Here is a 13,305-nt window from a genome sequence, read left to right as displayed (position 1 = left end):
TGGTCTCAACCCTTCACCGCACCCGCCGACAGGCCCTGCACCAGGAACTTCTGCACATACGCGAAGACAAGCACAACCGGTACGACGGCCACCACGCCGCCCGCCGCCAACGCGCCGAAGTCGACGCTGTAAAACACAACGCACCGGGCTCGCAATAGGGTTCGGAAGGCGGTTTCCCGATCGGAGGGTGACACCTGTGTATGCCAACCCGGTGCTGGACGCAGATTGGCCGGATCCGGACGCGATCCGGGTCGGCGACGACTACTGGATGATCGCGTCCAGCTTCAACCGGGCGCCCGGGCTGCCGGTGCTGCACTCGCGCGACCTGATCTCGTGGACGCTCGTGAACCACGCCCTGCGGGAGGTGCCGCCGGTCGAGCACTACCGGATCCCGCGGCACGGCAGCGGTGTCTGGGCGCCCAGCATCAGGCACCACGACGGGCGGTTCTGGATCGTCTATCCCGATCCGGATCACGGAATCTTCGTGCTCAGTGCCGCCGATCCCGCCGGCGCCTGGTCGGAGCCGCGGTTGCTGCTGGCCGGCCGCGGTCTGATCGACCCGTGCCCGTTGTGGGACGACGACGGGCGCTGCTATCTGGTCCACGGCTGGGCGAAGAGCCGGGCCGGGATCAAGAACCGGCTGACCGTCCGCGAGGTGTCACCGGCACTCGATCGAGTCATCGGGCCGGCGAGGACGGTCATCGACGGGGACGAGTTGCCCGGGTACACGACGCTCGAGGGGCCGAAGTTCTACAAGCGGGACGGGTACTACTGGATCTTCGCGCCGGCCGGTGGAGTGTCGACCGGGTGGCAGTCCGCGTTCCGGGCCCGGTCGCCGTACGGGCCGTACGAGGGTCGCGTCGTACTGGCGCAGGGGTCGACGCCGGTGAACGGGCCGCACCAGGGGGCGTGGGTCGATACACAGCAGGGTGAGGACTGGTTCCTGCACTTCCAAGATCGCGGTCCGGCGGGTCGCGTCGTACACCTGCAGCCGATGACGTGGCAGGACGGCTGGCCGGTCATCGGAAACGGCGGAGAGCCGGTACTGCGGCATCCGCTACCGACCGGTGAGCAGCGCGAACCCGGGCGGAGTGACGCCTTCGAAGGGCCTGAGTTGGCGCCGATCTGGCACTGGCAGGCGAACCCGCGCCCCGACTGGTACGACGCCCCGAAGGACGGCTCACTGCGGTTGGCCGTGCTCCCGGACGACGACGGCGACCTGCGGAATCTCCCGCAGGTGCTCGGTCAACAGCTGCCTGGGCATTCACGGCGGTTCGAGACCTCGGTCCAGCTCGACGGCGGCGGACCGGGCACGCGCGCGGGTCTCGTCGTACTCGGTCAGAGCTACGCGTGGATCGGGCTCCACCTCACGCCGACCGGTGTCGACCTCGTGCTGCGGGAGCGCGGCACACCCGATGAGGACGTCTTGCACCACGCCCCGCTGGAGACGCCGTACGTCGAATTGGCCGCTGACGTCGATGAGAATGCGGTTGTGCGGTTCTCGTATCGGGTGGGCGGTGAGTGGGTGGAGATCGCGACGACCTTCCAGGCTGTGGAGGGGCGGTGGATCGGGGCCGAGGTGGGCCTCTTCGCTGCCGCGCCCCAAGGCACGATGGACGGTGGCGGGGCCGTGTTCGGCCCGGTCCGGGTTACCGAGCGAGAGACGGATTGATGGGCAGGACACCGAAGGACTCGATCACGATCGCCGATGTCGCCCGCGCGGCGGAGGTGTCGCGGGCGACCGTGTCACGGGTGATGAACGGTCGCGTCACGGTCGCGCCGGACATCGCCGAACGCGTCCGGGCCGCCGCCGACCGGCTGAACTACCGGCCCAGCGACCTCGCCCGCAACCTGTCCCTCGGCCGGACGAACATGGTCGCGCTGGTGGTCCCGGACCTCGGCAACCCGCTGTTCCAGCAGATCATGCGCGGTATCACCAACGCCTCGGCCGCGGCCGGTTACCGCGTCCTGGTCGCCGAGACCGACGAGGACCCGCTGGCCGAGGCGGATATCGCGGTGGAGGCCCGGCGCCGGTGTGACGCGCTGATCATGGTGTCGCCGCGGCTGGCCGAGGACCGCCTGCTCGAGCTGCTGCCGAAGGTGAAGCCGGTCATCCTGGTCAACCGCCAGGGACCGTCCGACGTCGCCAACGTCGGCATCGACTTCGGCCGGGCGGTGCGGATCGTGGTGGACCATCTGGTCGGCCTCGGGCATCGACGGCTCGCGTATCTGGCCGGTCCGGTCGGGAGTGCCTCGAACGCGGATCGCCTGCGCTCGCTGGAGATCGCCGAGCGCGAGATTCCCGGACTGGAGATCGTTCGGCTGGAGTGCGGTTCGTCGATCGAGGACGGGTACGCCGCAGTCGAGCGGGTGCTGGAAGCGCATGTCACGGCCGTTGTCGCGTTCAACGATCTGGTCGCGTTCGGGCTGCTGGCCCGGCTCAACGAGGTCGGCGTCGCCGTGCCGGCCGATCTGTCGGTGGCCGGGATGGACGACATCGGGTTGTCGCGGTTCGCCGTACCGTCGCTGACGACCGTGCGCGTTCCTCAACAGGGGTTGGGGGAATTGGCCTGGCGGGTGTTGTACGCCGAGATCGCCGGATCGGAGGGCGAGGTCGACGGCGTACCGGATCTGCGGCTGGCGTTGCGGGCGAGCACCGGACCTGTTCCGCGGGCGACCCGGTTGCAAGGGGATGCGCCGCGGGGGCGGTTGGGGCCGGTTCGCTGGCAGCAGCAGGGGGACATCTTCGTGCTGGGGTCCTCGTCGGGGCTGCTCGCGCATTACGAGTTCGGGCGCCGGATGCCGCAGGTGCATTCGCCGCGGCCTTATCTGCATCCCGTACGCACGCTGGGCGGGAACCCGCTGACCGAGGTGAGCCCGGTCGACCACCGGCATCACTACGGTGTCTCGCTGGCTGTTGCCGGAGTCAACGGAACGTCGCACTGGGGTGGTCGCACGTTCCTCCCCGGCCGCGGTCCGACATTGCTGACGAACCACGGCCAGCAGCGCAGCCGCGGTGTCACCGTCGACGACGGCCCGGGCAACTCGCTGACCGACGACATCACCTGGTACGACGAACAAGGCCAGCCGCAACTGGTGGAACGGCGACGGCTCAGCGGCTCACTGGCCGAAGGCGGTTGGCGCCTCGACTGGAACAGCGTCCTCACCGCCCGCTACGGTCCCATCCGCATCGACAGCCCGGCCACCGCAGGGCGTCCCGGCGCCGGGTACGGCGGCATCTTCTGGCGACTGCCCTCCGCCGAAACCACTGTGGTGCTGAGCGAAGCCGGTGAAGGCACCGACGCCGCCTACGGCTCCCTCAGCCGCTGGCTGGCCTTCGTTCAGCAACGCGGCGACGCCGTCACCACGTTGCTCCTCGTGCAATCCGACGCAGTGTGCCCGTGGCTCCTCCGCTCCACCGACTACGTCGGCGCCGGGCCGGCCCTGGCCTGGCAAAGCGCCCTGGCCCTGCAACCCGACCAGGATTTGTCACTCTCCCTGACCGCACTGCTACTGGACCGTTCCATCGACTTGCCCGAAGGTGCGGAGTTGGCCGCTCGCCTGGCTGCCCCGTTGTAAACCCGGTCGGCGTCGTCCTACGGTGAGCTGAATCGCTCTGGGGGAGCACGAGCGAAGGGGGAACTTCACCATGTCACGACGTTTGCTGCTGCTGGTCGCCGTACTGATCGGCTTGCTCACACCTGGTGTAGCCCAGGCGGCGAAGCCGCTCGAGCACACGCGGTACTCCGGCACCGACTCGTTCACCGACACCCTGTGTGGCCTCGCCATCACCGGCACGGTCGAATTCAGCGGGGTGGTGACGCTCCGCACCGTGAAGGACTCGGACGGTCAGGCATTCCTTGCCCACGACAACTACCAGTTCGTCGAGACCATCACCTATCCGGCCACCGGCAATCAGCTCATCATCACCGGCAACGGCGTCTTCCTCGAGCAGCACGCCACCCACATCTCTGGCGACATCTGGCGCTTCGAGGCCCAGGACGCCGGCACGTTCACCCTCACCGACCCCGACGGTAACCGCCTTCTCCGCGACCGAGGCGTGGTGAAGCTAGTGGGTGTCTTCGACACCCTCGGCGACAGCCAGCCAGGCGGGATCCTGCTTTCCGAAGAGGTCCGGTTCCATGGCCCACACGCCGACGACTCCACCTTCTGTGCAGCCGTTCTCGGGCAGCTGACCTAGAAGTTGGGCAAACCGGTCACTGGTGACGAGGCCAGGGCTGAGTGGTAGCGGCGGGGGACTCGGCCGGCCAGTCGGGCGGTGCGGCCGGCCGTGACCGCGTCGCGCATGGCGGCTGCCATCAGGGCGGGCTTTTCGGCTCGGGTGACCGGGGTGGCGAGCATGACGGCGGCGCAGCCGAGCTCCATGGCCAGCGCCGCGTCACTCGCCGTACCGATGCCTGCGTCGACGATCACCGGGACGTTCGCGGCCTCGGTGATGAGGGCGAGGTTGTGCGGATTGCGGATGCCGAGGGCGGAGCCGATCGGAGCCGCCAGCGGCATCACCGCCGCGCACCCGGCCTGCTCGAGCCGGCGCGCCAGGATTGGATCGTCGTTGGTGTACGGCAGCACAGTGAACCCGTCCGCCACCAGCGCGTCTACGGCATCCAGCAACTCGACCGGATCCGGCATCAGCAGGTGATCATCGGCCACGACCTCGACCTTGATCAGGTCCGTTTCCAGTGCTTCCCGGGCAAGCTTCGCGGTCAGCACAGCCTCGGCCGCCGTGTGGCAGCCGGCCGTGTTGGGCAGTACGTCGATGCCGTGCTGCTTGAGTACGTCGAGGATCGAGCCCTCGTGACCGGTGCCGAGCCGGCGCATCGCGACCGTGGTGAGTTGGGTGCCAGAGGCAATCAACGCCTCCGTCATCACCTCGAGGTTCGCGGCACCGCCGGTGCCCATGATCAGCCGGGAGGTGTAGGTCCGGCCGCCGAGCTCCAGTGGATCGTCCATCTCAGCCACCCTGGACCGCGCTGACGATCTCGACCCGATCGCCGTCCGCGAGCATGGTGCCGGCCCACTCGTCCCGGGTCAGCACCGACTGGTTGACCGCCACCGCGATCCCGGTCTGCCGGTCGGAGTACTGACGGACCAGGTCGGCCACGGATCGGTTCGGCGGAATGCTCGTCGCCTTGCCGTTGACCCATACGTCGTACGCCATCGCGTCCTCCCTACGCCGGAATTACCCGATTCAGGTTCAGCGGTCGGCGACGCCCTCGTCAGTCGCCCTCTCAGCCCACTTCAGCGTGAGCTCCCGCGGCTCTGTCGAGGTTAGCTCATGCACCGCGGCGACCGAAATTTTCCGTCCACGGCAAGCGCTTGCCCCAGCGTAGCCGGGGTGTGACGCTCTGGCCTATGTTCGAGACAGGCAGGCGCCGGCTGGCCGCGCTGGTGACGCTCCCGGCCGCCGTGTTCGCACTCCTCAGTGTCGTCCCGGCTGCGGCCGCGGACACGACCTATCCCGCGCCGACCCTGAACCGAGTGACGTCGAGTGCCGGATTCGTGCACCCCGGTCTCGCCGTGAGTGCCGACTCGCTGGAGCGTGCTCGGTCTCAGGTCCAGGCCGGCGTCGAGCCTTGGTCGTCGTACTACGCCGCGATGGTTGCGACGAAGTACGCCTCGACGACGTTCAGCTCGAGGAATCAGGGCCCGGTCCTGGATCGGCCGGCGAACAGTGCGTTCAACTCGCAGGGTGTGCAGTCGCTGTTCATCGACGACGCGTTCCGCGCCTACACGCAGGCGATTCTCTACATCATCACCGGTGATCCGGCGTACCGCGCGAACAGCCTGAAACTGATCCGGATCTGGAGCCACATGGATCCGAACGCGTACGCCTACTACCCGGACGCGCACATCCACAGCGGTCCGCCGTTGATGCGGATGCTCGCGGCGGCGGAGATCATCCGCTACTCGAGCGTCAACCCGGGCAGCGACAGCTACGACCTGAACTGGAACGACGCCGACACGGCCGACCTCACGGCCAACCTGATCGTGCCGATGACGCAGACCTTCCTGTACCGCAACCGGAACTTCATGAACCAGCACAGCTACTCGCTCATCGGCGCGATGGCCGGCTACGTCTTCACCGACAACCTGCCGCGCTACCGCGAGGCGGTCGAGTGGTTCGCGGTCAACTCCACGAACCCCGACGACCACACCAACGGCGCGCTCGTCAAGGTGATGCCGGTCATCGCGAAGGACGACCCGGCCAACCCGTACGGGCGTTCGTTCGTCCAGATCCAGGAGATGGGTCGCGACCAGGCGCACGCGTGGGACGACGTGTCGATGCTCACCCAGCTCGCTCGTGTGATCGACGTCCAGGGCACCCGGCTGGATCCGGTGCTGGGCACGGTCTCCACCAGGCGGAACGCGGTGTCGCCGTGGGTCTTCGGTGGTTATCGCCTGTTGCGTGGGTCGGAGCAGTTCTTCGCGTTCATGCTGGGCAAGGACATCCCGTGGATCGACACCACCGGGCGGGGTGGCGTGCTGTCGCAGGCGTACCGGGGCCGGATCTTCGATGCCACCAACGAGCTGTACCACGTGTACAAGGACAAGCTCGGCGCGGCGGTGATGTCGGCGATCGCGCCGAGTATCACGGAGGTCGCGACGAGGCAGGACTCGGCCGCACAGTTCTACTGGGGTACGGCGTCGTACAACTATTGGAACAGCAACCCCGACTACAACCCGGACTCCTGGCTGTCGTTCCCGGCGAGTGTGGCTGGGACGGTTCTTCCGGTGCAACGGGATGCGTTGATCCAGGCGGAGACGCGGACGCTCCCGATGACGAGCGGGACCTCGGTGCGTCCTGGTTTCGTCCGGATGATTGCGAGCAAGTCTGGTACGACGATCGCCGTACGGACGTTGCTGTACGACAACCGGAACGGCTACAGCCCGGTGGGTGTGCTGGTGCGGACGAATGGAACGGCGACCTTGCAGATCCGCAAGGAGTTGTCGAAGGCGCCGTACTACTCGCTGACAGTGCCGGACACAGGTGGCGCTTGGCGGTACATCACGTACGACATGGACACCAGTAAGCTCCGCGGCAGCGCGGGTGGCGAGTCGCTCGCGTACTACACGATCGTCGGTTCGCCGAAGGTTGCCGTGGACATCGATGCGATCAACTTGCAGGCCAAGACCCAGCTCACGCCTCCGGTGTTCTCGCGGGGCACGGACACGCGGCTGGTCGCGGTCGCGGGTGAGCCGCTGTCGGTGAACCTTTCCGCAACGGACGCTGGGTCGTTGTCCTACGAAGCTGGTACGGCGCTGCCGAGTGGAGCCGGCCTCGATCCGCAGACGGGTGTCCTGACGTGGACGCCGACGGCAGGCCAGACGGGCGACCATGGCACCTTTGTCGTGGCCGATGACGGTACAACGGTGTCGGTGCTACGGGTCGCGGTCACGGTTGCAGCCAACCGCGCGGACGCCATCAGTGCAGCTCTTACCGGGTACGACCCTGAGACTGTGTACGTGAAGTCCTCCGCAGCTGCGGTTGCTGCGGCGCGGGCTGCTGCTGAGGCGGATCTTTCGGCCGACTCAGCGACGTTCGCCGGCCGGCTGGCCGCCGTACAGGCAGCTGTCGCCGGGCTGGAGAAGCTCACGCCGGCGATGCCGGACGACGGATCGTTCGACTACTGGGGCCGGGCCACGTCGGCGTCCCTGTCGCAGGTTGCCATGGGCAACATGCTGGACGGTGACTTCAACACCTTCTCGGGCGATCTGCGAGCGGCGGCCATCATCGACTACGGCGCCGGCTTCCGGGTGAAGGCGGACGCGTTCGGGCTGCAGGCGCGGTACAACTTCGCGAACCGCTCCGAGGGCGCGAATGTGTACGGCTCCAACGACGGGACGACCTGGACGCTGCTGACGTCGCGGGAGACCACGAACACGAGTGACCGGGCGTTCGAGCTGGAGAAGATCCCGGTGCGGGACGAGGTCAAGTCCTTGAGTTTCCGGTTCCTGAAGATCCAGGTCGACCACCCCGGCGTGCCGACGGATCCGGCGTACCCGGGGCTGTCCAGCTTCAGTGAGTTCCGGATCTACGGCCAGCGGATGGAGATGAGTACGGCGCTGAACTCGGTGGCGATTGCTTCGAGCAACAGCGATCCGAAGCTGGCTCAGAACGGCGACACCGTCACGCTGACGATGGCCGCAGCGGAGCCGCTGAGTTCTGTTGCCGCGCGCATCGAAGGTGTGGGCGCGCAGGTGACCAGCTCCGACAGTCAGCACTGGAGGGCGAGCGTCGTACTGCCTGCTGACGTGGCCTACGGGCGGGCGCTGCGGTTTGCGGTCGACTACACGACGGTTTCGGGCGAGACCGGCGCGACGATTGTCGGTACGACGGATGGGTCGTCCTTGCAGCTGTGGAACACGCGCGTGCAGAAGGTGGAGGTCCAGCGTGGCTGGGTGGTTGCCTCCAGCCTCATCTTCCCGGGTGTCGGCACCGCCGAGGACAACGGTTGGCGGATGTTCGACGGTGACATCAACACCTATACCGACACCACCAGCGGCAACGGCTGGGTCAAGGTCACCCCGCCGGCCGGAACCACGCTGGACTTCGACGCCATCCGGGTTCGCCCGCGCGGCAACTTCCCCACCCGGGCCAACGGCACCCTTCTGCAAGCCTCCACCGACGGGGTGACATGGACAACGCTGGCCACGATCACCGGCATCACCGACGGCAACCAGTGGTACGTCTTCCCCCTCGCGTCAACCACCTCCCAGCCGATGATCCGGGTGTACGACGGCCACGGTGGCTTCACCAACGTCGCTGAGGTGCAACTGCTCAGGACCTCGTAGCGCTGGATGGCCGCTCGTCCCCGGGCGGGCGGCCAAATCAATGGTTTGACCGAACCGGTTCAGTCGCGTCGGCAACCGGGCAACCGTTGCCGTAGGCACCTGCTCGCGGATGGTTTTTGGCGGCGAACTCTTGCGCTTGCCGGTGCGACGGAGTCCACTGCTTCCTAGCCGTTCGGCCCGGGGAGGGGACCCTACATGAGTTCGTCGACGCCTGTGCACCGTCCACTGGCGAGGTTGGCCGCCGCGACCGCCGCAGTACTCGGGCTGGTCGCCGCGAGCACGACCGCGCTGCCATCAACCGCCGCCCAGCCACGCGGCACCGACCGCGGCAGTGCGGCCGCGGCCCATCCGCATCCGAAGTCGGACAAGGACCTCGGCGAGCCCGACCGGGAGCGACTTGCCGCGGCCCAGAGGGCAGGCAAGAAGACGGTGACGCTGCTCGTCGCGGCCGAGCCCAACAAGATGTCGGCCGCTGCCGACCAGCTGCGCGCCCTCGGGGGCGTAGTGCTGAAGACCGACGGTGCTGTCGACTACCTCAAGGTCGAGATCCCGACCGGGAAGGCCGAACAGGCAGCCAGACTGAGCGCGGTCGAGGCGGTGGACATCGACGGGCTGATCCCGATCGACGACCCGCAACCGGAAGGCACCCAGCAGCCGGCCCCGCAGACACCTCCGGGCCCGAACACGCCGCGGGTCAATCCCTACCTGCCCACGGGTGACACGCAGGCCGCCCAGTTCGGGCTGGCGAACCCGCAGTGGGACGGCCGCGGGACCAAGATCGCGGTCCTGGACTCCGGGATCGACCTCGACGCACCGGCGCTGCAGACCACTACAACGGGTCAGCACAAGATCGTCGACTGGTACAACGCGAACTCCCCGGCCTCGGGTGACGCGACCTGGATCAGCACGTCCGGCCGATTCAACGGGACCTTCACCGCCAGCAGCCGTAGCTGGATCGCGCCGGCGACCGGCGGGCCGTACGCGTTCGGCCTGCTCCGCGAGGCCGCCGGCGAGCTCGCCCAGGGTGAGCTCGGCGGAGACATCGACCGGGACGGCGTCGGCAACGAGTCGATCGGCGTCCTGCAGGACCGGACCACCAAGCAGGTGTACGTCGACATCGACCAGGACGGCGACTTCACCGACCAGACCCCGATGATCGACTTCAAGGTCAACCGGGACTTCGCCTTCCTCGGTACCGACAACCCGGCCACCGCCGTCATCGAGCGGGTGCCGTTCGTCGTGGTGACCGACCGATCGGTGTACGACCCCAACTCGGACGCCGGCTCGGTGGTCAACCTGGGCATCGCCGGAGCGCAGCACGGCACGCACGTCGCCGGCATCACCGCCGCCAACGGGCTGTTCGGCGGAGCGATGAGCGGTGCGGCTCCCGGGGCGCAGCTGATGGCGGTCAAGGTCTGCCTGACCACCACGTCGTGCACCAGCAGCGGCCTGATCGACGGCGTCCTGTACGCCGCCAACAACGGTGCCGACGTGGTGAACATCTCGATCGGCGGTCTGCCGGCGCTGAACGACGGCAACAACGCGCGGGCGCTGCTCTACAACCGCACGATCGACGAGTTCAACATGCAGATCTTCATCTCGGCGGGTAACAGCGGCGCCGGGGCGAACTCCGTCGGTGACCCGTCGGTGGCGACCAACTCGATCAGCGTCGGTTCGTACATCACCAGGGAGACCTGGCTGTCGAACTACGGCTCCGACCCGCTGAACGACAAGTGGCTGCACCCGTTCTCGTCGCGCGGTCCGCGGGAGGACGGCGGATTCAAGCCGGACATCGTCGCGCCGGGTGCGGCGATCTCCACCACGCCGCGGTGGCAGGCCGGTGGCCCGGTGCCCGGTACCTACACCCTGCCGCCCGGCTACTCGATGCTGAACGGCACCTCGATGGCGGCTCCGCAGGCCGCTGGTGCCGCCGCGTTGCTGGTCAGCGCGTACAAGGCGACCTTCGGCAGCCGGCCGACCGCGCTCGCGTTGCGCAGTGCGATCCGGTCCAGTGCGACGTACCAGCCCCAGCTCGGTGCCTACGAGCAGGGTGCCGGTCTGTTCGCGGTGACCGCGGCCTGGGATCAGCTCCGCGCCGGGCAGCAGCCGCACGCGATCACGGCGACCGTGCCGGTCAGCACGGTGCTCAGTGGCCAGCTGGCGACGCCGAACGTCGGCGTCGGCATCCACGACCGCGAGGGCGTCACGCTCGGCGTGAAGTACAACCGGACGTACACCCTGACCCGGACGAGCGGGCCGGCCAAACCGGTGGCCTTCCAGGTCCGGTGGATCGGCAACGACGGCACGTTCAATTCGCGGACCAAGGTCAGCCTGCCGCTGAACGAGCCGGTCGACTTCGCCGTACAGATCAACCCGGCGAGCCCGGGCGCGCACTCCTCGGTGCTGCAGCTCGACGACTCGAGTACGCCGGGCGTCGACCTGATCACCATGAACGCGGTGTTCGTGCCGCACGCCTTCACGGCAGCCAACGCCTACACGTTCCAAGCCAGCGGCACGGTCGGCCGGAACACCACCCGCAGCTACTTCGTGCGAGTGCCGGTCGGTGCCAGCGCGCTCAAGGTCGACATGACCGGCGGTGGCGCCGGGGCAGGCGACGGCCAGATCCGCTTCCTGCGGTACACCCCGCAGGGATTGCCGCTCGACAGCAACTCGAGTCTGAGCTGCTACGACCCGGACGCGGGCGCCGGTTGCGCCAACGGCACGCCACACAGCCGCACGGTGGTCAACCCGCTGCCGGGCGTCTGGGAGCTCGTGGTGGAGGCACGCCGTACCTCCGACGTCCTGCAGGCGCCGTTCGGCCTGACCGCGACCGTGCTGGGCACGTCGATCACGCCGAACCCGGATGTGGTGCCGTCAGCGACGATCGGTACGCCGATGGTCCGCAGCTACACGGTCGCCAACCAGCTGGCCGGGTTCACCGGGCGTCTCGTCGGTGGTGGCGCGCTGGCCAGTACGCAGACCCAGCGTCCGACGATCGCGCACCTGGCACAGCAGTCGTTCGACGTCGTACTGCCGGCCGGTGTCACGTCGTACACGGTGAGGACCGGGAACGCGTCCGATCTGCGGGCTGATATCGATCTGCTCGTCTTCCGCTGCTCGACGCCGACGACGTGCGTACTGGTGGGATCCAGTGGCGGCGCGACGGCTGTGGAGCAGGTGACGCTCGTCAACCCGGCGGCGTCGCTCTACCGGATCGAGGTCGATGGGTTCTCGGTGCCGAGCGGTAGTACGGCGTACGACCTCGTCGACTCCTACGTGTCGCCGGCACTCGGCTCACTGACGAGCAACGACGCGAACGCCGTACACCCGTCCGGCTCGTCGTGGACGCCGACCGCGACACTGACCGTCGCTGCCCAACCGGGCGCCGGCCGCACGATCACCGGCACCCTGACCGTCCAGACCGACGGCGGCGCCACAGTGGGCTCCGGCTCGCTGGTCGTCCAGTCCGTCAGCTAGCTAGCGACACAGTGAGGGCCTCCAGGCTTCAGGAGGCCCTCACTGGCTGCGGCCGGTGAGGAGGGCAGCGAGCTCTGTCGGTCGGTAGAGGACCTGCTTTCCCGTGCGCTCGGGCTCGACTAGGCCGGTACGACGGAGCAGTTGGAGGTGCTGGCTTACTGCGGACGGGGTGACCTTCAGCTCGGTGGCGAGGTCGGTGGTGGTCCGGGGATGGGTGAGCAACTCCAGGATGCGGGCGCGCGCCGTTCCGATGAGCTGGGCGAGATCCCGCTGCGACGGCGGCTCGACGACAGACCAGAGGTGACCCTGCCCGCGGGGCGGATAGCCGAGGAGAGGCTCGGCGCCGATGTCGAACGGGATGACTGCGTGCGGCCCGAAGAGGGTCGGCTGCAGGACCAGGCCGCGGCCGTCGACCCGTTCGGTCCGGCTGGGATCGCTGACCTTGTCAACGCGGAGCAGTCCGTCCTGGTAGCTGATCGCGGGCCCGAGTTCGTTGAGCATCACGCCGGTGCCCTGCTCGGTGAGCACGTGGCCGCGGAAACTGATGTCGGCGGACAGAACCGTGCGCATCCGCGACCAGTACGGCGCCATCGCCGTCTGCCAGTACTCGTGCAGGGCCTCGACCACCTTCGCCACACCGTCGGATCCGGCCAGCACGTCGGGAAGTTCCCCGTTCACCGCGATGAGCTGCCGCTCGAACGTGGTCCGATCCACCGCGGCGATGAGCTCGAGCTCGTCCTGGAACTGGGTCAGCGGGGAAGTGGGCCGCGGGGTGAGGAAGTCCGGGCTGCCCATCCGGTCGTTGACGAGCCAGCGCAGCACGCTCCAGTCCAGCGCCTCGAGCAACGGCTGAACCGCGCGAACCCACGGCAACTGAAGAGGAAACCGACCGGGGTCCTGCAGCGCCCGCAACGACAACACGGTCTCCGCCGCCGGCGAAACCGCGAACCGCACCTCCTCCAGATCCCGCGAGGTCAGCTCGTAGGTGAGCACAGCCGCCCCTTCGTCGCTTCA

The 13,305-nt window shown here is 68.2% G+C and carries 9 protein-coding genes; 5 read left to right on the top strand and 4 right to left on the bottom strand.

The window, feature by feature from the left end:
- Window positions 1–5 precede the first annotated feature (5 nt).
- Entirely contained in the window at window positions 6–137 is a 132-nt protein-coding gene (locus tag V9K99_RS00370) for a hypothetical protein (RefSeq protein ID WP_337008191.1), read from the bottom strand.
- Between the two features lie 59 nt (window positions 138–196).
- On the opposite strand from V9K99_RS00370, the gene V9K99_RS00365 reads away from it, so the two are divergent.
- The 3 genes from V9K99_RS00365 (at window position 197) to V9K99_RS00355 (ending at window position 4,201) form a co-directional block, all read left to right on the top strand.
- Window positions 197–1,672: a glycoside hydrolase family 43 protein gene (locus V9K99_RS00365; protein ID WP_337008193.1), complete on the top strand. Its 1,476-nt coding sequence runs from the start codon at window positions 197–199 to the stop codon at window positions 1,670–1,672.
- On the top strand, window positions 1,672–3,579 hold the full coding sequence (locus V9K99_RS00360; protein ID WP_337008195.1) for a DUF6807 family protein: 1,908 nt from the start codon (window positions 1,672–1,674) through the stop codon (window positions 3,577–3,579). The genes V9K99_RS00365 and V9K99_RS00360 overlap by 1 nt, the downstream gene beginning before the upstream one ends.
- 70 nt (window positions 3,580–3,649) lie before the next feature.
- Window positions 3,650–4,201, top strand: a complete 552-nt coding sequence (locus V9K99_RS00355) for a hypothetical protein (protein ID WP_337008197.1) — start codon at window positions 3,650–3,652, stop codon at window positions 4,199–4,201.
- Here the strand turns inward: V9K99_RS00355 and V9K99_RS00350 are convergent.
- Both V9K99_RS00350 and thiS read right to left on the bottom strand, forming a co-directional pair.
- Window positions 4,198–4,971 (bottom strand): thiazole synthase, encoded by a 774-nt coding sequence (locus V9K99_RS00350; protein ID WP_337008199.1) that lies wholly within the window; start codon window positions 4,969–4,971, stop codon window positions 4,198–4,200. The two genes, V9K99_RS00355 and V9K99_RS00350, sit on opposite strands and share 4 nt — an antisense overlap.
- A 1-nt stretch (window position 4,972) precedes the next feature.
- Entirely contained in the window at window positions 4,973–5,179 is a 207-nt protein-coding gene (gene thiS, locus V9K99_RS00345) for a sulfur carrier protein ThiS (RefSeq protein WP_337008201.1), read from the bottom strand.
- A gap of 194 nt (window positions 5,180–5,373) precedes the next feature.
- On the opposite strand from thiS, the gene V9K99_RS00340 reads away from it, so the two are divergent.
- Both V9K99_RS00340 and V9K99_RS00335 read left to right on the top strand, forming a co-directional pair.
- On the top strand, window positions 5,374–8,814 hold the full coding sequence (locus tag V9K99_RS00340) for a discoidin domain-containing protein (protein ID WP_337008203.1): 3,441 nt from the start codon (window positions 5,374–5,376) through the stop codon (window positions 8,812–8,814).
- A 195-nt stretch (window positions 8,815–9,009) separates the two neighbouring features.
- Window positions 9,010–12,291: a S8 family serine peptidase gene (locus V9K99_RS00335; RefSeq protein WP_337008205.1), complete on the top strand. Its 3,282-nt coding sequence runs from the start codon at window positions 9,010–9,012 to the stop codon at window positions 12,289–12,291.
- Between the two features lie 39 nt (window positions 12,292–12,330).
- Here the strand turns inward: V9K99_RS00335 and V9K99_RS00330 are convergent, their stop codons facing one another.
- Window positions 12,331–13,284, bottom strand: a complete 954-nt coding sequence (locus tag V9K99_RS00330) for an ArsR/SmtB family transcription factor (RefSeq protein ID WP_337008207.1) — start codon at window positions 13,282–13,284, stop codon at window positions 12,331–12,333.
- Window positions 13,285–13,305: the final 21 nt, after the last annotated feature.

This window comes from Kribbella sp. CCNWLW201, from assembly GCF_037203805.1.
In the GTDB taxonomy this organism is placed as follows: domain Bacteria; phylum Actinomycetota; class Actinomycetes; order Propionibacteriales; family Kribbellaceae; genus Kribbella.
This window is presented reverse-complemented; position numbering and strand designations above follow the sequence as displayed.

Excerpts from the sequence above, each read along its gene's own strand:
- V9K99_RS00360 (WP_337008195.1), top strand. The coding sequence starts at position 1,672 with ATGGGCAGGACACCGAAGGACTCGATCACGATCGCCGATGTCGCCCGC.
- V9K99_RS00350 (WP_337008199.1), bottom strand. The coding sequence starts at position 4,971 with ATGGACGATCCACTGGAGCTCGGCGGCCGGACCTACACCTCCCGGCTG.
- V9K99_RS00355 (WP_337008197.1), top strand. The coding sequence starts at position 3,650 with ATGTCACGACGTTTGCTGCTGCTGGTCGCCGTACTGATCGGCTTGCTC.
- thiS (WP_337008201.1), bottom strand. The coding sequence starts at position 5,179 with ATGGCGTACGACGTATGGGTCAACGGCAAGGCGACGAGCATTCCGCCG.
- V9K99_RS00340 (WP_337008203.1), top strand. The coding sequence starts at position 5,374 with ATGTTCGAGACAGGCAGGCGCCGGCTGGCCGCGCTGGTGACGCTCCCG.
- V9K99_RS00335 (WP_337008205.1), top strand. The coding sequence starts at position 9,010 with ATGAGTTCGTCGACGCCTGTGCACCGTCCACTGGCGAGGTTGGCCGCC.